Raw genomic sequence first — 18,918 nt, 5'->3', positions numbered from 1 at the left:
CGTAGTTATTTAATAGTTAAGAATAGTATAATTATTAATTTTGTGAGAAACCGTTAATTTTTTTTGGAATGGTTTTAGTATAATATTTTATATGAAGTATATTTTACCACTTTTATTAGTGTTTCCATTGTTGATTTTTGGACAAATCCAAGAAATAGAACAAGATTCAATACATGTAGAATACATGATCATTGATGGCGATTCTATTCCGCGTAAAGCCATAGATCTTGAGGAGGTTATGCTATTGCATAAACTTAAATTTGATAGTAAAGAAAATAGAAGACGCTATTATATTTTAAGACGAAAAACATTAAAGGTTTATCCTTATGCTAAAATGGCTGCCGATAGATTAGATTCGTTAACTAGGCAACTAGCAACTTTGGACTCGAAAAGAAAGCAAAAGCGTTATGCTAAGAAAGTTCAGAAATATATTGAAAGTGAATTTTCTGCGGAATTAAAAAAAATGACAAAAACAGAAGGACAGATACTTATTAAGTTAATTCATAGACAAACAGGAAAAACAACATTTACGCTTATTAAAGAATTAAGAAATGGGTGGAGAGCCTTTTGGTTTAATAATACCGCTAGTTTGTTTAATATCTCTTTAAAACGAGAATTTGATCCGGAGAATGTTAAAGAAGATTATTTAATTGAAGATATTTTACAACGTAATTTTCAAAATGAAATATTAGAAAAACAGGAATCTGCTTTAGATTTTGATTTTTTCGAGCTAACCAATAAATGGTTAAATTAGGGGAAAAACAAAATTAATAGAACAAAAATCTAAATTATACATGCGCATACAAACGGAACGCGAAGAACTATGGAACACTATAACCCATGGTTTAGGAGCCATATTTGGAGTTATAGCCTTAGTTTTACTTATATTAAAAGATACTAATAAAACTACTTATAGTTTAATAAGTGTTGTTATTTATGGTTTATCTATAATTATTTTGTTCTCTGCTTCAACAGCATATCATTATGTTAAAAACGAAAAGTATAAACATAAATTTAGGGTAATAGATCATATTAGTATCTATTTGCTTATTGCAGGAACGTATACACCTGTTTTACTTATAACTTTAGAGCATAGCTTAGGTTGGACTTTATTTGCAACTGTATGGGGAATCGCAGCTTTTGGAGTGGTTTTAAAACTATTTTTTACAGGAAGATTTAATGTATTCTCAACATTATTATATTTAGTAATGGGTTGGCTAATTGTTTTCGATTTTTCTGAATTAAAAAACATAATGCCTCCAGAAGGGATTACGTTATTAATGCTTGGAGGAGCGGCTTATACAATAGGTATTGTTTTTTATGCTCTAGAAAAGAAAATGTTTTACCATGTAATTTGGCACTTGTTTGTATTAGCTGGAGCTGCCTGTCACTTTTTGATGGTATATTTATATGTGGTTTAAATTTTATGAGTGCCGTGGTTTCAATATATCTACACCTTAAAATTGAATTTAGAAGATAATTTATATAACGTATTAGGTGTTTAAAGTCTAATGGTAATCTTACTTCAGTTATACTATTATTTTTCTTTTAAAATTTGTCTGTATCTATTGACATAATATTGAATTCCTCTTTCTGACTAGAAGTGTTAATGGAATGAACGAAGTAATGATGAGTAGTTTTTTAATGTTTATAGCTATATAAACAGCGCCTATTAGGTGTTCTCTAATATCCTTTTAATTCTAAATTAGGACTGACATTACGTATTAGTTTTTTCAGAATTCCCGTTATGAAATGCGGATAGTAAAAACCTTTTAGTTTGGATATAAGTTATATATGATGCATAAACTTCATTAAGTATAATAAGTTTTAACAATTGTGCTTTTAATCCACACGTTCACAGTTGTGGGAGTGATAGAGTAGAGTTTACAAAGCTCGCTCTTTGTGTGTTTACCGATTGTAAGTTCGGTTAAGCTTTTTAATTTTAAAAATTTATTGTGGCGTCTATTTGCTCTGTGGATTCTATATATAATGATTAAAAAAATATGTAGTCTTATTTCAGGACGGGTCACAATGGACGGCAACGTGATTGTGTATGGTTAGTTGCGTGGTTAAGCAAATAATTTAGCAAATAAATCACAGATAGAATATTCCGCAGGAATGTTCGTAAGTCGGCAGTGACCAAGCAATTAATTATACACGGTGTTACCACACGTTTTTTAGTTTTTTACGAAAATTAAAGCTTTTTTATAATCTCTTTTATCTCCAGTAGAAAATACCATTCTATCTTCTTTTAACTCGATTAATTTTAATGAAAACGATGTACTATTAACAAGATTATCTGTTATTTCCCCCCGAATCATAGTCAACCAAACTTCCCCTTGTTCTTCATAAAAATCATAGCTTGCTTCGGCAATTTCTGAATTACCAAAATAACAATTTTCATTTCCACTAATTACTTCTACCTCATTATCTGTTTTAAAAATGTAACTATCATCAATAAAACAATCATTTTGATCACTTATCCAATTATCGTAGTTCTGATAGTAGGCTTCTAATTCCCATGTTTTAGAGCTATTATTATGTAGTAAATTTAAATCTTCAATCGTATATATTTCATATGAATTATCTTCATCATCATTACTACATGCTATAAAAAGAATTAATAAAAAAGTAAGTGTTATTGGTAATTTTAACTTGTTCATAAATAAGGTTTTTTCTGATTTTCTTTATTAATTCAATTATTATGCCATTTTCTTATTTTTTCATGTGTGGTAACGTTGTTGTGTATGGTTTGTTGCGTGGTTAAGCAGTAAATTTAGTAAATAAAACACGAACCAAGAAAGTCCCAAAGGACTTTCGTAAGTAAGCGATTACAAGCAATAAATTATACACGGTGTTACCTGCAGGCTTTATTATTTTTTCCACTTTTCTAAATTAAATTCATATGTATTTATTGCCTTTTTATTTAATAACTTCTTCGCAATTTCATTACATTTTCCAGAATGATATATTCCTTCGTAAATTCCCACAATTAATAAGTTATCAATTTCTTTATCCTTCTTATCGCTTAAATAATTAAAAAACTTAAAAGAATCCGTTATTAATTTAGTCAGATTTTCATTTTCTATAATTTCTTTTGCAAGGACAATACTCAAATCTCCAAATACAGAGTATAAATGTTCGTCATTTGAATGGTCAGAAATTTCCTCAAATTCAGGTATAAATTCATATAGTTCATAATTCAGTTTGTGAATGTTATATTCAATTTCTAACGTTTCAGAATTTAATTTGACTTTTGCTCCATAACTAATATTATTCTCGAATATTAAATTTGAAATATTAGAACCTTTAAAGTTAATCCCTTCCATTAAATTTTCTTTAATTTCAGCATTAGAGAAATCGCAGTTTGTGAAATTCGTTGATTTCATATTGCATTCTAAAAATTTGGCATTTCTAAAATTTGAATTATTAAATTCAATTCCAAAGTAGCAGAATTCAAAAATTGCGTTTTCAAAATTCGAGTTTTCAAAACTTTGTCCAAAATTAAAATCAATATTCCTGAAAAATCTTTTTCCAGTTTTATAATATTGTTCAATTTCAGTTCTTGATTTCATTTGTAGTTCGGATTTTTTTTAGCTTGCAGGTAACGGTTACGTATAAGGATAGTGCGTTTTTGCTTGCTGGGATTTTCCGTAGGAAAATCAGAAGCTGGCAAAAGAAGCACTTACATTGTTTAAGGACTAAATTAAGCATTATTTTTATACAATGTTGCCGTACGTTACAGGAATTATTTTATCGGCTTAAGAGTTACGTAAAGCTTGGTAAATCGGATTAGTAAAGATTGCGTAAATTATAAATTGGAATCCATTTTATTTTATCGGCTCAACAGTTACGCAAAGCTTGGTAAATCGGTTTAACAAAGATTGCGTGGAAGTGAGGTCAGTCGTACGCAAAGATTGCGCAATTAATGTATCGGAAACCGTTATTTATTTTTATTAACTTTTGAGTGAATTACCGTTTTTTGAGGCGAGTGAGCAATGGACGGCAACGTATTTGTATATGAAAAGTAGCAGATTTAAATGTATTACTTTTCGATTGTAAAACAAAGATAGCAGTTAAGAAATAAACTTTAAGTTTACCTCTTATCTGCTATTTTTTATATACGTGGTTGTGGTTAGTTTTTTTATTGTTTTTCAAGTGTAAGTTCTACAAGCGGTATTCTATCGTTATCAGGTTGACCTTCTGGAATATCTGAATAATCTTCTCTATCAATTTTAATTTTAATTTGTTCAGTAGTTCCTAATGAAATCTCGCCAGGAAAATGTCTAATCGACATATTATAAAACAAATAAGTTCTTGAAGGATCTTCTATCAATACTTTTGCTATACGCTCATCTGGCTCGCAATTTTCGCAAGGTGGATTATCCGAAGCTCCTTTTATATAACCACCATAAATAGAGTTTTCAGAAACATCTGTTTGAGAATCAATCTCATTAAGAGTGTTAATTATTTCATTGCCATTTAAGTCTATGTATTCATATTCTCCGTACAAAACATCTTTGTAAAAGGTTATATTTCTACCTGAAGGAGTGAGCAATTTTTGCTCCTTTTTTTTAATTATAAGTTTAAAAACTTCATTACCATTTACGTATTTCCAAGTACCTACAATTTTAGTTAAATCTCCATCAATATCTTTATAATAAGCATTATATGTATCCAAATAATCTGTTCCATTATATAAGGCTATTATAGGTTGTTGTGCTTTGCAAGATAAAAATGTAAATACAGTTAAGGTTAATATTATTAAATTTTTCATATTATATTTAATTTTAATTACAGTCTTTTAAGACTATATCGTTATTATTTAAAGTTAATCGTTTCCAGTTTGAAGAACCTACTTGAATATCATCATGACTAGTTCTGTATAAAGAAATGCCTAAATTATAAGTCTCATTCATAAATTTTAATAGAGCTTTCTCTAATAAAGTTTGACTATTATTAGTTTCTTTATATAAATCCGCAAGCTTTGTACTAAAGTTTTCTCTATCTTCTTTATTACTAAAAATAGTACTTAAATTAGCTAATTTCGTCGGGTCATTAATTTTTATTGCATAATGATATTCGGCAACTGTCATATAAATAGCATAAATAGATGGGTCGCTACCAACTTCTGGGACTAAACTTGGACTGTAATATTGTGAAGTTAAATACAGGTTTCTTAAATCACCAATTCCAAACATGCCATAGGTGCCTTCATTGCATCCTGTTGGGTGTACATGCATTATAGCATAGGTTGTTCCACGAATACTATATGGTACTTTTATTTCTGTGCAATCATCAAGACTTGGAGATTCTCCATATTGAGTGCTAAAATTAGGTGCTGCTGTTGGACTTGCTTTAACGAAATATCCTTTTTCTTTATCTTCGTTTACCCAATTTTTTAAAGCTATAAATTCATTTTGAGCATAAGCAGAAGAGCTGAATTTGTGTAATTCCTCACAATTTTTCACATCAATATAATCAAATTTTTCAGGACAATCTCTAGTACAAGGTGTTGGTACAGTAATATTTGGATTTGTTGTGTTGCCAGTGCCACCAGCACCTCCATGTCCATTGTTTCCGGTGCTAGGGTTTCCGTAATCAGGGATTTGAACTCCATCATAGCTGGGAGTTCCACCACCGCCACCACTAGCGCAATCAAGGTTAATAGCTAATGCCGTATAACCATCACAAAACGATGTAGATTCATGGTCATGACTAAAACCATTACTACATTCGCCAATACCAATTACGACACAGTCACCACCAGCAATATCTTTACTGAAAATATTAGACATTAAAATATCATCATCAATAATTGTATATTGAACTTTATCAATTAAATCTACATTAATATCATTAATAATATCAAGTTTTTCTTGAGCCGTTGTATTGTAAGTTACAAATAGCATTTTATAGCTTCCATCTTGTTGTAGGGAAACTAATAGGTTTTCTATTATAGATGTAGCATAATCTCTTTTAATAGTAAAAGTATAGGAATGATAAGTGCTATCTATTTGAATAAAGTTAGCTTGTTCTGTATCTATATAAAAATCGTATTCGCTAGAATAGACCGTTTTATTTTGTATGGAAGCAGTTCTGTTTTGATTAATCGTTGTGTTTAATTTATTAAGTTTATTGCTTAATACTTTGTTTTTTAATATTTCAGATTCTCCAATTTTAGTGATAGAAAAAGGAGAGTATTTTTTAGGGAATAGATTAGAATTTGTTTGTAAATCGTCGTCTTTTTGGCAGGCAACGAGGAACAAGGATATTCCGAACAGGAGAGTTCCGAATTTTAGAAAGGTTTTGATTTTTTGTTTTTTCATAAGTACAAACAGGTTTTTAAAGTTAGTAAAAAAAATGATGGTTAGCCCGAAAATTAACCACCAACGTGTTTCTTTAGTTTGTAATAAATATCTTTAGATAGAAAAAGAGGAGAACTATAACGTGTTTTAGAATAACGCTCCCTTACACGTACGAGTCCTCTCTTTCTATATAGTTGCCAAGAACCATTTGGAATACCAGGAGTGAAGATCTCCCGATAAAGGAAGTAGTTAACGCAACAAATTTATTCACTCTAATTGTAAAAATATGAAAAATTACAAAGAAGTCGTAGGAATCGATGTATCAAAAAAAACAATAGATGCCTTTTGTTATCAAGCCGAAGTACACAAGGAGTTTATTAATGATGTAGTAGGCTACAAAAGTCTTTTAAAATGGGTTTCGAAGTACAGTAAAGATAGTGATGTTTTTTATTGTTTTGAGAATACAGGCTATTACTCCTTAAAATTAGCTCTTTATTTAGCTAGTGAATCTATAGTTTTTGTAGAAGAAAGTCCGTTAAAAATAAAACGTTCGTCCGGAATTGTAAAAGAAAAGACAGACAAGTTGGATGCGGCTTTAATAGCACGTTATGCTTGGCTCTATAGAGAAGAGTTGGCGCCAAGTACTGTAAAAAGCATGTCTCATTTAGAGCTTGGGCGCTTGTTAGCATTGCGCGATCAATTGGTTAGAAATAATGCAGGACTTAAAGGTACTTTAAAAGAAATGAAAGTGCTTTTATCTAGTCCAACTACAGACTCTGGATGCATAAGCTTAAAACGTAGTATAGACTATTTATCTAAGCAAGTAAAAGCGGTAGAGGATAGAATAAAAGAAATTATTTCTGAAGATGATTCTATGCAAAAGAATTATGAATTACTATCGAGCTTAAAAGGAGTAGGATTAGTGGTTGCGAGTCAATTAATTTACCACACAGGAAACTTTACACGCTTTGCTAGTTGGCGTGCATTTTCGAGTTATTGTGGCACAGCACCATTCGAGCATCGCTCTGGAACTAGTATCTATAAGCGAAAACAGTGTCATTATTTAGGAGATAGAAAAATGAAAAGTTTATTAAGTATGGCTAGTGTTTCTGCAATCCAACATGATAGTGAACTAAGACAATATTACAAACGAAAAGTAGCAGAAGGAAAGGATAAAATGTTAGCGATAAACAATGTTAGAAACAAATTAATTGCAAGAGCTTTTGCAGTTGTAAAAAGAGGAACACCTTATGTGGTTCTTCAACAACATGTAGCTTAAAAAAAAACAGAATATTTATTAGGAATTGATCTTGGAATACGTATATGATTAGTGGCGTGTTTCAGCACCTAATTTAGTAAATAAAAACCGAATAGAAAATCTGCAAAGATTTTCGTAAGCAAGCTAAAACTAGCCATTAATTATATACGTTGTTATCTATAGGTCTTTTCCTAGTTATCCAGAGTTCAGATGTTTAAATTTTTATATAAATATAATTTAGGAATTCTGATTTTAGCAAGGGTTTAAGCGCAATGATACGTTTCTACTGTCCAGATTAGCTCAGATTGGTTTTTCTGCGTGTAATTCAGTCGTAACGATAAACGCAAGCTTTTCAATCTTGGTTTACTTTATTGATCTTTTTGATCTAAAATTCTCTTAGTTTATAAAATCAAACAGAATCCAATCCGTAACGTTTTTCAGATTACATTTTTCATCTGAGTGATTATTTCCTTGTTGGAAGTTCAGACTTATAGATTTTCCAATAATTTTTATTGGTGAGTAACTTATAGATAACGTTGTTGTGTATGATTAGTTGCGTTGTTTAAGTAGTGAATTTACTAAATAAAGCACGAACGGTGAAATTCCGAAGGAATTTCCCAAGTGAGCTAAAACCAGCAATTAATTATACACGGTGTTGGGCGTAGTATTTATTTCATTTTTCTCAAAAGATCCATTGGATTTGTCATTTTTTCTGCTTTATAGTTATTGTAAATTATAAAAGCATTAATTTCTGTTTCTTTATCAAAAATATTTAATTCATATAGTTTTTTAAGAAATATTTTAATAGTACATCCTGTATCAATCGTATCGTCAATGAGAAGTATAGATTTAAGTGGATTATTTAAATTAATTGGCTCTTCATAGGTAAATAGGTTATTTGCATCATCACAGTTTAAACCAACGATGCTCGTGTTCTTTTTTTTATAAAAACTTGTTGAGAAATCATTTTCTGAATTAAAATGTTTATTAGAAAAATTAGTTAATAATTCATTCCTATTCTCATCTGATGGTAGAAATAATTGTACATAATCATATTTATTCGAAGACTTATCCTCTAATTTATCGATAAAGCTGTTTATTACCTCAATTTTTGAATTATAATATTCAGTAGCAGATTCAGGTGTATCTCGAACTTTCTGTCGGTAATTCTCAATAATTTTACCTGCGTAATTATCATTTGAATCTGAATTCTTAACAGCATAATATGATTTGACTTTTATAGTCTTTGTTAATTCCTCAAATTTAAGTTTAAATTCTATTAATTTCCCTTCAGTGTATTTTGGTTCTATCATTTCGTTATATTACGCCCAACGTTGTTGTATATGGTTTGTTGCGTGTTTCAAGCAACTAATTTAGTAAATAATTACCAACCAAGAAAGTCCGCGAGGACTTTCGTAAGTAGGCGAAAAGCCAGCAATAAATTATATACGGTGTTGTAAACAGTTTTTTATTCAGTTACTGATTTCAATTTTAAAAAACTTATATCAATCACTTCAGTTTTATCTTTAGATAGTTTAAGAGCGATTTCATAATTTTCATTTTTCGGTGATTTCGTAAATATAATGGCATTTACAGGATGATGATAATATTGGAAATCAAATTCCGCATTTTTTTCAGTCAAACCGAGTTTTATATTCATAGCCTGATTCCATTCTAAATAAGGGTAAATTGTAGAGGATAAAGGACTTCTGTTAGCCGATTTATGCCATTGTTTAAATTCAAATTTAGAATCCTGATTTTGATTACAACTAATAGTTAAAAAACTAAAAGTTAGAAATAAAGCAACTATTTTATCCGTCGTAGCCATAATGTATGTTATTGCATTTGACATCTTTTGATTCAATTTCCTTGAAAACCTCTTTGTCTAAATCTATAACCCAAGATTTTAGTATTGTTTTAAAGTATTCAACATCTTCATCTTCATCTTCGACAAGGCTGAAAATAATCTCATTTTGAGAATTTTCAATTAATTCGCACGAAGTTAAAGCAATATAGTTTTCAGAGTTTTTGCTGATGAAAGTAACTTCATCTAATATTGAATAATTAGGCTTAGGTGATGAGTTTTTGATTATTCTTTCCAATATCAAAACTTTTAAACTGTCTTTTTGTATGTAAACTAAAGCTTTGTCAGACCTTGACAATACTTCTCCGCTTACTTTTTCAAATCCTTTATATTTTTCCAGGTCCGTAATGTTTCGAAAAGTCACACTTTCAGAGTGGGGTTTTATATTCTCATTATTTTCAGAATTCGATTCGGTATCTGAATTTTGATTTTCAAGTTCAATTTTTGAATCAGTTTTTGTTTCCGATGGTTTCTTTCCTTTTTGACAACTAAATGTTAAAATCAGAACTAAAATTATTATGATTTTCTCGATTTTCATAAATTGTTTACAACGTTTATGTATAAGAATAGTTGCGGTTTTGTGTGCGAGGATTTTCCGCAGGAAAATCAGACGTAACAAAAGCGCAACGACCTTTGTTTAAGCCTAAAATAGCAATTATTTTTATACTGTGTTGTAAAACGTTTTTATTCCGCTTTTAAATATTCAGATGTTTTAGTCCAAATATTTGCCACTTCAAAATGTCGGTAAAACATTACCCAATTCGTTTTTTCCGAAATCAGAGTTACATCATCAGAACTCGGATATAAAAAATCAGTCCAATATTTTATAAATATTTCTTTCGTTGTTTTCAGCGTAATGTTCCGATGCCAAGTTATTATTATTTCTTCGTCCCATTTTTCCAAAGTCAATTCGAGTTGGTTTCTAAACCGCTCAATTTTCTCATCACTTTCTGCATTCGCACTTATCCAATCCGTTTGAGTAAATTTTTCTCTTAAATTATATTCCTGTTCGAAATAGTCAATGACCTTATTCAGTCTTTTCGATTCCATTTCAGAAACTGGTTGAATTTGTTTCTTTTCAGATTCAGAAATATTAGGACTATGAGTTTTTTCAAATCTCCAGCCTAATTCAAATTCGTTTAAAGGAACTATTTCTCTATCGTCTACTTCTATGTTCAATGGTTGGTCTAAATGTTTTACAACGTTGTTGTGTATGATTAGTTGCGTGTTTTAAGCACTAAAGTTAGTAAATAAATCACAGATAGAAAGTCCGCGAGGACTTTCGTAAATTGGCTAAAACCAGCAATTAATTATACACGGTGTTGTGTGCAGTTATTTTTTTCGTTTTTGTTATAGTGTCTTTCAAAATGCTTTTCGTAATTATTAATTCTGTGTTTTTAGTATAATTAAAAGTTGATTCCGATACTTTTTTTATAGTGTCATTTACTTTTAAATATTGTACTTCAGATTTTATTTTTTCGTTATTATCATAAGTGGAAATTTTGATTCTAAAAGGTTCTTTGAATTCATATGTTGATTCAACCATTTTTCCATTAAGGTAATTCATTTTTAGTTTTTGTAATGTGTCATTATCAATTATTAAATATCTAAATTCAGGTTTTTCGTTTTCATTGTATTTTGTAAAGTCCATTGAATTCGTAGAATCTTTTTCAAATGTTACAAATAAAGTTTCTTTTTTTCCTTTGCTATTATATTTATAGTCATATTTCATAAAGATTGTATCATTGGGATTTTCAGAAGTATAACTTATCATTTGAGCGTTTTCAATCATATTGTCTTTATTAACAAAGGTTTGAAAGATTGATTTGAATTCTTCAGTTGCAGCAGTTTCTCTATAAAACAAATCTTCATTATTCCTAAAATAGCTTTGTTGTATTATGCTTCCATCTACTTTAGGTAAATATTCTTTTATTACATAAAGCATTTTACCGTTTTTATCCGTTTTTGTTTTTATAATTGAAAGCGTATCTATTATGTTTTCGTTATTATCTATGGAAACTTCAAATGTTGTTTTACTAAAATTCAATTTATCAATTTCCTGAATTATAGATTTATTGTCAGTCAAAAGGTCAGATTGACAAGATTGAATTATTATTAATAGTACTAAAAATAGTAGGTTTTTCCTCAATGTTTATTGGTTTGGTTAATTGCACACAACGTGTTTGTATATGATTAGTGGCGTGTTTCAGCACCTAATTTAGCAAATAAAAACTGAATAGAAAATCTGCAAAGATTTTCGTAAGCAAGCTAAAACTAGCCATTAATTATATACGGTGTTGGCAACTGTAATTTCTTGGTCAAATATTAATTCCGTTCTAGCATTCAATTCCGTTGTTTTAAATTCAATATTCGTTTTTCCGTTTTCAGATTTCATTGATATAAATTCAGAAATAGTACTTATTACGGAATATTTATCATTTTTCTCTGTTGTATTATAAACTATCCGAAATGGTTCCTCAAGCATATCATAATAAGCTCCTTGGTCTTTCAATTCAGCCGAATCGAATGGGAAAACGTAAAGAGAATCGTTCGTAACAGCTACGTGCGCTTTATTAAATTTGAATTCAATTCGTTCAGTTCCGTAATTTTTTAATAATTCGATAAAAGTTGGTCTTTTTCCATTGAACTTACAATTCAGTTCAGGATAGAAATTCAATAGTTTATTCTCTATCGATTTGTGAATTTCATTCCACGATTTTTTTGTTTGATAATTAAATGTTCCAAAAACGAACAGTTGAAAAAATGAGCAGATTGTTCCGAAAATTCTTTTTCTTTTTTTACGTGTTTTGAATTCCGATTTTAGAAATTCAAACAGATTTATATTTTCGAAGTTCGGATTTTTCATTATTGTTGCCAACGTTGTTGTATATGGTTTGTTGCGTGTTTTAAGCAACTAATTTAGTAAATAATTACCGACCAAGAAAGTCCGCGAGGACTTTCGTAAGTAGGCGAGAAGCTAGCAATAAATTATATACGGTGTTAGCTAAAGTTTTTTAATTTATAAATTTATGGAATTCAGTTTTAAATTCGCAATGACCTTTTACGAGATGTGTTACGTCTATATCTATTGTTTTTTTCGTTCCTATTTTTTCTCTTCCTACCGGAAAGTTATCAAGTGCGCCAACTTTATAAACTGATTGCAATATTCTATCGTTATCTGAATGATAATTAAAAATTTTATTTTCTATTTTCGATTAATTCCCATTTAAGTTTATTGTTATTTACTGCTCCGCCTAATAAATGTATTTCGTAAACAGTATTAGTTTTTATTTTTTTTAGACAATGATAAATAACTCTACTACCTAATGAATGTCCTACTAAAATAATTTTTTCAACTTTCAATTCTTCAATAATTTTAGGTAAGTTTTCTCCAGTTTTCTCGCTAATTTTTAAAGCTTTTCTCCAAGAAAATATTATTCCGCTAAACCTAATTAAAACTACAGGAATAGAAATTATACTCGTGGCCATTAAGCTCAAAGTAGCAGGTATGGAATAAGCTAAAAGAAAAGATGTTGCTGTTTTTTGTATTAGTTTATTAAGGTTTTCAGATTTCCAATGTAAATGAAACCAAGGATTATTTGGATATTTATTCCTTAAAGCTTTTTGCCAGTCATCTATATTGCTATTCCCTTCATTTAAAAAACCATCAATAGTTATTATTGTAGTTCCTTTTCCGTCTCTTATTTTTTCTAGAAACATTTGATTCCTTTTCATTTTTTACCTAAATCTTTATTATTTTTCCGAATGTTGTTGGGAATTTTAGCTAACGTTGTTGTGTATGAAACGTAGCGTATAAATAAACGCTAACTTTTCGGATTTAGCACGAGCCAAATTTTTATTTTTTCTATTTATCTTTATATTCTAAATATACAAAAATAAAAATTTGGTGGACTTATTAAATAATCAAAAACCTCTTGAAAAGCCTATAATAGCTATGTTTTATACACGTTGTTAGCCACTGGCTTTTTTCCGAAAACTTGCTAGCGTTGGTGTGAAAGCTCTTTTAAATTTGTGAGGTACGAGCAAACTTTAAATGTGCTTGAACTTACGTTGGCTATTTAAGCTATTCTTTTCAGTTTCTTGTTAATTACAAAAACTCCTACCATACAAAACTCCTTATATTTTCCATTAACCAAATTGAGCCATTTCCTTTTTTCAGCTTCTAAAAATCGTTTCTGTAATGTATTTGTTTTATGCTGTTTTACTTTGTTTCTAATTCTATTTTGAACACTTTCATAAACGACTCTTCTGTTTTCTTTTAACTGTTTTACATTTAAATTCAATACTGTTTCTAATTCCGTATTTAATGTTTCATCAGAAGAGTAAATTTCCCCATTAGGTTTATACTTTACTAAATCCTCAATATTTCTAGCTAGATTAGATGGAGAATATGTTAGGCTAAGATTACCTTTTTTTGAATCACAAGTTTGCAATCGTTTTGAAGAACCTTCATACCCTAAACACGCTAAAAGCATATTTCCATAACTTAATTCCTCATCAGGGTGGTTATCTTGACATAAAAAATGCTCAATCTTAGAACCTGGTGTTTTTTCAGATTCGGGAATTCTTCTCATACAATAACAACAAATATTACCTTGTTCTACTAGTAAAGATTCTCTTGTGTCAGCATTAGGTAAATTTTCATAAGAAGCGTATTGTTTAACTCTATGTTCTGTTAAAGAAATAGGTTCATTTCCTTTGTTTATAGCTTTCATTCGTCTTCTTTTAAATAAGTAATTTGAATTTCAGCTCTTTTTAACTCTGGGTCATCTTTTCCTATTAGATCTTGTAAATCTTTAAGAGAACTTTCTGCTTCTTCAATATCTTCCTCTGCAATTAGCGTATACAAATCACTTATTTTACCTCTTACCAATTTATTTCGTTCTTCAACGCCCATTAATTCATACAGAATAGTGTTTATTTCTCGCCCGTAATATTTTGGTGTATTCTCTATTAAAGCACCTTCTTCAATGATTTTTACAAAATTTAGTTCAGATTTTGCATTACTTAATAATTGAGGAGAATGTGTTGCAATTACATAAGAGTTTTCAGAATTGGTAGAAGGATTAGTCGTATTTTCAATTTCTGTAATAAATTGTCTCTGCCATTTAGGGTGTAAATATGTATCAGGTTCATCAAGAAGAAAAAGTGAATTTTTTTCTGAAAGTAATTCTGTAAGTCCTTTTATAATAATTATCTGTTGTTCGCCTTCACTTAATGTTCCAAAATTTTGACGTTCTTCACCTACTTTAATTAATGAAAAAGTAATGTCATTTAACATACCATCTGCTAATAGGATATTTAAAATCTCAAAAAGCTTTCGTTCTTCTATTAAGTGGTTTCGTATTTCAAAAAGTCTTTCTTGTGTGATGATTGTGATGATAATTGATTCATCTTGTAATGATTCAATAACTATATTTCCAACACTTTTGGAGTTAGTTGAATTTACCAAATCTTCTGCACTAGCTGAGTTTTCGTTTAAATAGTCAAGGAAATTTCTCACTTCTCCTTTAGCTCCCCAAAAATTTTGAATAGAATCATTAGCCCATTCAGGCTTATGCAATCTTATCTGAATACTTTGAACTCCTTCAATTTTCGCTTTTGAAAGTAGAAACCCAGGAATATCTCCATATTCAAATGAAAGTAAGCTTGTTAAGATAATTCCGAAATGGTCAGGTTCGAAATAAAAGAAATCTCTATTGGCTAAAGTGTTGTTTTTTCTATATGCAGTTGAAATTATTTCATTGTGTGGCTCAACTAATTCTTGCATAATTTCAGACAAACCGGAATAATAAATTACAATATTATCTGGCAAATATGAATAAGCAGTTTTACCTGACACAAAAACCATTTTATCTTTTTCAAGAATATCAATCTTATTAAAAGTTTTTCCATCCTTGTCAAATGTTTCAATTTGAATAGTGTCTCCTTTTTTATTTGCTGATAATTTTGCTGATAAGTAAGTATTTTGAAATTCAGAAGTTGTACTTGTTTCTTCTATCATTTGTTCGTGACGAACTGAATACTCTAACTCAAAACCGAATTCTGCTTTTTTATTTAGTAAAACACTACTAAAAATTTGAGCAATTGCTTCTAATATGGTTGATTTCCCAGAACCATTTGTTCCAATTAAAACTGAAATGTATTGTTTAAAATCATAAGGAAATTGAATAGTGAAATCCTTTAAAATTTTATAGTCAGCTATGTGTAATTTTTTAAGTAGCATAATTAAATAGATTTAAATATTTCTTGTTCAAAATCTTCTTTTGCATTTTTTTCCTTTGCTATAATGATTTCCTTTTGTCTCAATATTTCTCTATACTTTCCTAAAATTTCCTTTTGCCTGCTAAGTTTTGGTAATGGTATTTTGACATCTAGGAATTTTTTTTCATCGATCCTTTGTCTTCCTGTTGTTCCAGAACTTGAGCTTTGAGCAAAATCTAAAAATTGCTGAGTACTTGTTATAAGTACAAGGAATAAAGGGTCGATTTTGGTAGTATCGATATTATATGCTATAAAATCTGCGGTTATAATAGCTTTGTCAACTTCTTCTGTCGCTATTCCAAATGCTCCATTTCTAGCATCAATTTTTGAAATAAGGAATTGGTCCTTAGAAATTAAATATTGTTTTTTAGTGCCGATGTCTTTGCCATAAGCAGTATTTCTAAGTTTTACACCTTTATTATAAAGCCTAATAGTAACTCTTTTGTAAAGAACATTATCTTGTATTTCAATTCTTGTTTTATTTCTGCTTAAAAAGTCTCCAATTCTTACTAGATTAAAATCCTCATTATAGTCAAATGTATTTGAAAGTAAATGAGAAACACTCCAATTTGCAAGGTTTTTATATCTAAAAAGTTGGAAAGACGAATCTTGAATTGATTTAGTAATTTTTTCTTTTCTAGAGTTTGCAAGGTACTTTTCAATTAATTCAGGAAGTTGATTGTCTCCTTTAGCTCCCGTTGTTGTAATTCCAGCTTTTTGTATGTCTGAAATTGGAATTTCATAATCGAATTCTTTTTGAACAAGACTTTTTACTTCAAGTTGTATCCTTAATTTAATAGATTTTAGTTCTTCTCTGATACTTTTTTTATCAGCTGCGGACAATAATTTATCTAGCTTTAATTTTTTATTTAATAATTCAATTTCCTTTTTATATTTATTATTGACTCTATTTTCTGTAAACTCACATATTTTATTATAGTTTTCAGTCTCCTTTACGGAAAACTTTCTCAAAAAGACCAAACTTGTTTTTACTGCAGCTCCACTACTCACAAAAACATCTTGAGGTAAAGAAACTAAAAATAATATTTTAGCTTTTCCTTCGTAATAATTTCTCGTATTTTCTAAGTTGGCACTATTTAAAATACCTTCTGGTAAAACGATTCCCATTCTTCCTCCAGGTTTTAATAAATTTAAAGATCTTTCAATGAAAAGTACTTCTGTTGATGTACTCCATTTTCCAACTTCAAATAAATCAAGAATTGGTTTCCCTTTACTTTTATCTTTTTTATCGATGTAGTTAGTCCATTCTCTTAATGGTTCAATAACTTTCTCTATATAATTTGGATATTTAGCTTTGTATTTTTCTAGCTTTGTATTTGAGGGTAAATCTACTTCTGTTACTTTAAGAGATTTTTCTACTCTAGAGCCAAATGGTGGATTAGTAAGAATGACGTCAAAGCGACCATCAAAAATCCCGTTTACATTTAGCAAGCCATCATTATGATGAACTCCACCGTGTCCATCTCCGTGCATAATCATATTCATTTTGGCAGTTCTTGCCATTCTTGCATTGGCATCAGTTCCATAAATACTATAATGAGAAAGCTTGTGATACCTGCTTTTTTCATTATTTATGTCGAATTCTTGATTGATTTCTTCAATTTTTTCTTGTACCGATTTGGAAATTACCTCTTGTTCTTTCAATGATAATTTATCAAAATTGTCATTAAAATACTTTTGTTTTAATGATTTGATTTCATCATTTATTTCGATATCAATTTTATCTCTCATAAATTCAAAAGCACTAATTAAGAATCCTCCACTACCACAACAAGGATCACAAACAACTTCCCCTTCTTGAGGGTCAAGTATTTCAATCATAAAATCTACAATTGTTCTTGGAGTAAAGAATTGACCTAATTCACCTCTAAAAGTTTTACCTAGAAACTGTTCAAAAGCAATTCCTTTTACGTCATCTGAAGTATCTGAAAGATTAAAGACTTCAAGTTCTTCGACTATCATTTCAAAACTATTTCGCTTTATTTTGATTATATCTTTAAGTTCAAAAAGGTCATCTGTGGCAAATGCCTTTTTAGTTTCATTAAAAAGATATTGCATATAATCTAGGTCCAAGTGTGGAGCATCCTTTTTTAAACTAGGTCGAATAATTTCTTCATAATTAATTTCATCTGCTTTAAACTTGTCTCTTGAAAAAATCATTTCTCTTGTAGAACTTCGTTCATACATAATTTTCATAAACAAAATTTTACTAATTTCATCAAAAGCAGCTTCAGGAGATAATTTGTCATTATTCCTAATTATGTTATGGCTTCTAGTTAATAATCTCGAAAATTCATCTCTAGTAAATTTTTTATTTTCATTGACATATTTGATTATACTGTTATTGTCAACAAGTATTTCTGCTTTGGGTATTTCAGTTAGTTTTTCAACTTTTTTTGCAGCGACTTCACTTTTAATATGAAAAACTTTAGTTTCTTTTAAGTTTACCGCAATGAAGAAGTTAGCATTAATGGACGAGGCAAAATTGTAACCGATTGAATAGTCAGACTCCTTAATCTTTATATGCTCAGCTTTACATTCAACTGCGATAACTATAGAAGGAATATAATTATTTTTCTTATCTAATTCGCTTCTCCATATTGCAATGTCAGCTTCATACCTTTTTTTTATTTTAACATCTTGACCTAGTTGGTTTAGCGAGTATCCATAGGTGTTTTTAAGCCTACAAATAAACTTTTGCTTCAATTCTTCTTCTGCTGAATACTTAATCCATTTATCTAGCAAAGGAGCAAATATTTTATTCTTGTTTTTATCTATTTGTATTTCTAATTTCATTTTTCGTCTAGCGTTGAATTGATTAATTCCTTCATATCAATACCAAACAAATTGGCAATTTCTAAAAGTGTATCTAAAGAAGGTTGTACCTCATTAGTACACCACCTAGATACAGTTGTTCCGTTTTTATTCAGTTTTTCGGCTAGCCATTTGTTGGTTTTTCCGTGTTCAGCTAAAACAACTTTTAGTCTGTTAATTGCTTTTTTATTCATAATTATTAGCATCTAATGCAAATATATCAACTTTTAATGGATAATCAATATTAGGATGTAGTTGGTGGGAAAAGGCAAGCTCTTTTTATTTTTTGAGGCACGAAAAAAATGAAATGTGCTTGACTGCGCGTTGGCTTTTCAGCTTGTGGCTAACGTGTTTGTATATGGAAAGTT

At 29.5% G+C, this 18,918-nt stretch carries 19 protein-coding genes; 3 read left to right on the top strand and 16 right to left on the bottom strand.

Annotation, left to right across the window (positions count from 1 at the left end):
* Positions 1-91: 91 nt before the first annotated feature.
* Together ASC44_RS03625 and trhA are read left to right on the top strand one after the other, a co-directional pair.
* A complete protein-coding gene (locus ASC44_RS03625; protein WP_055446262.1) occupies positions 92-754 on the top strand; it encodes a DUF4294 domain-containing protein in 663 nt (220 codons plus the stop codon).
* 40 nt (positions 755-794) lie between these two features.
* On the top strand, positions 795-1,421 hold the full coding sequence (gene trhA, locus ASC44_RS03620) for a PAQR family membrane homeostasis protein TrhA (protein ID WP_055446261.1): 627 nt from the start codon (positions 795-797) through the stop codon (positions 1,419-1,421).
* Positions 1,422-2,177: 756 nt separating this feature from the next.
* Here trhA and ASC44_RS03615 read toward each other — a convergent pair.
* From ASC44_RS03615 to ASC44_RS03600, 4 genes are all read right to left on the bottom strand, one after another.
* Positions 2,178-2,663, bottom strand: a complete 486-nt coding sequence (locus ASC44_RS03615) for a hypothetical protein (protein ID WP_055446260.1) — start codon at positions 2,661-2,663, stop codon at positions 2,178-2,180.
* 210 nt (positions 2,664-2,873) lie between these two features.
* Positions 2,874-3,575: a DUF7674 family protein gene (locus ASC44_RS03610; protein WP_055446259.1), complete on the bottom strand. Its 702-nt coding sequence runs from the start codon at positions 3,573-3,575 to the stop codon at positions 2,874-2,876.
* 569 nt (positions 3,576-4,144) lie between these two features.
* Positions 4,145-4,777, bottom strand: coding sequence for a DUF6705 family protein (locus ASC44_RS03605; RefSeq protein ID WP_055446258.1), 633 nt, complete (start codon positions 4,775-4,777; stop codon positions 4,145-4,147).
* Between the two features lie 13 nt (positions 4,778-4,790).
* Positions 4,791-6,329: a hypothetical protein gene (locus ASC44_RS03600; RefSeq protein ID WP_055446257.1), complete on the bottom strand. Its 1,539-nt coding sequence runs from the start codon at positions 6,327-6,329 to the stop codon at positions 4,791-4,793.
* A gap of 265 nt (positions 6,330-6,594) precedes the next feature.
* Between ASC44_RS03600 and ASC44_RS03595 the strand changes: the two genes are divergently transcribed.
* Positions 6,595-7,587, top strand: a complete 993-nt coding sequence (locus ASC44_RS03595) for an IS110 family RNA-guided transposase (RefSeq protein ID WP_055446231.1) — start codon at positions 6,595-6,597, stop codon at positions 7,585-7,587.
* Between the two features lie 647 nt (positions 7,588-8,234).
* Here the strand turns inward: ASC44_RS03595 and ASC44_RS03590 are convergent.
* The 12 genes from ASC44_RS03590 to ASC44_RS03540 all read right to left on the bottom strand — a co-directional run bounded on the left by ASC44_RS03590 (position 8,235) and on the right by ASC44_RS03540 (position 18,744).
* Positions 8,235-8,879 (bottom strand): hypothetical protein, encoded by a 645-nt coding sequence (locus ASC44_RS03590; RefSeq protein WP_055446256.1) that lies wholly within the window; start codon positions 8,877-8,879, stop codon positions 8,235-8,237.
* A 155-nt stretch (positions 8,880-9,034) separates the two neighbouring features.
* Positions 9,035-9,394: a hypothetical protein gene (locus ASC44_RS03585; RefSeq protein ID WP_152973260.1), complete on the bottom strand. Its 360-nt coding sequence runs from the start codon at positions 9,392-9,394 to the stop codon at positions 9,035-9,037.
* Entirely contained in the window at positions 9,378-9,968 is a 591-nt protein-coding gene (locus ASC44_RS03580) for a hypothetical protein (RefSeq protein ID WP_055446254.1), read from the bottom strand. The genes ASC44_RS03585 and ASC44_RS03580 overlap by 17 nt, the downstream gene beginning before the upstream one ends.
* A gap of 146 nt (positions 9,969-10,114) precedes the next feature.
* The gene (locus ASC44_RS03575; protein WP_055446253.1) at positions 10,115-10,609 is read right to left on the bottom strand and encodes a DUF2947 family protein; all 495 of its coding nucleotides are present in this window, start codon (positions 10,607-10,609) and stop codon (positions 10,115-10,117) included.
* Between the two features lie 127 nt (positions 10,610-10,736).
* Complete coding sequence (locus tag ASC44_RS03570; RefSeq protein ID WP_152973259.1) at positions 10,737-11,516, bottom strand: hypothetical protein; 780 nt, start codon at positions 11,514-11,516, stop codon at positions 10,737-10,739.
* A 195-nt stretch (positions 11,517-11,711) separates the two neighbouring features.
* Positions 11,712-12,296 carry a hypothetical protein gene (locus tag ASC44_RS03565; RefSeq protein ID WP_055446225.1) on the bottom strand — a complete coding sequence of 195 codons (585 nt, stop codon included), beginning with the start codon at positions 12,294-12,296 and terminating at the stop codon, positions 11,712-11,714.
* A gap of 148 nt (positions 12,297-12,444) precedes the next feature.
* The gene (locus ASC44_RS18490; RefSeq protein WP_161804999.1) at positions 12,445-12,594 is read right to left on the bottom strand and encodes a hypothetical protein; all 150 of its coding nucleotides are present in this window, start codon (positions 12,592-12,594) and stop codon (positions 12,445-12,447) included.
* Between the two features lie 34 nt (positions 12,595-12,628).
* Entirely contained in the window at positions 12,629-13,165 is a 537-nt protein-coding gene (locus ASC44_RS03560; RefSeq protein ID WP_055446250.1) for a DUF726 domain-containing protein, read from the bottom strand.
* 344 nt (positions 13,166-13,509) lie between these two features.
* Positions 13,510-14,166 carry an HNH endonuclease family protein gene (locus ASC44_RS03555; protein ID WP_055446249.1) on the bottom strand — a complete coding sequence of 219 codons (657 nt, stop codon included), beginning with the start codon at positions 14,164-14,166 and terminating at the stop codon, positions 13,510-13,512.
* The gene (locus ASC44_RS03550; protein WP_055446248.1) at positions 14,163-15,677 is read right to left on the bottom strand and encodes an AAA family ATPase; all 1,515 of its coding nucleotides are present in this window, start codon (positions 15,675-15,677) and stop codon (positions 14,163-14,165) included. The genes ASC44_RS03555 and ASC44_RS03550 overlap by 4 nt, the downstream gene beginning before the upstream one ends.
* Positions 15,678-15,679: 2 nt before the next feature.
* Positions 15,680-18,532, bottom strand: coding sequence for an N-6 DNA methylase (locus ASC44_RS03545; protein ID WP_055446247.1), 2,853 nt, complete (start codon positions 18,530-18,532; stop codon positions 15,680-15,682).
* Positions 18,529-18,744: a helix-turn-helix transcriptional regulator gene (locus ASC44_RS03540; RefSeq protein ID WP_055446246.1), complete on the bottom strand. Its 216-nt coding sequence runs from the start codon at positions 18,742-18,744 to the stop codon at positions 18,529-18,531. The genes ASC44_RS03545 and ASC44_RS03540 overlap by 4 nt, the downstream gene beginning before the upstream one ends.
* Positions 18,745-18,918: the final 174 nt, after the last annotated feature.

The sequence above is a fragment of the Lacinutrix mariniflava genome (assembly GCF_001418015.1).
In the GTDB taxonomy this organism is placed as follows: Bacteria; Bacteroidota; Bacteroidia; order Flavobacteriales; family Flavobacteriaceae; genus Lacinutrix; species Lacinutrix mariniflava.
This window is presented reverse-complemented; position numbering and strand designations above follow the sequence as displayed.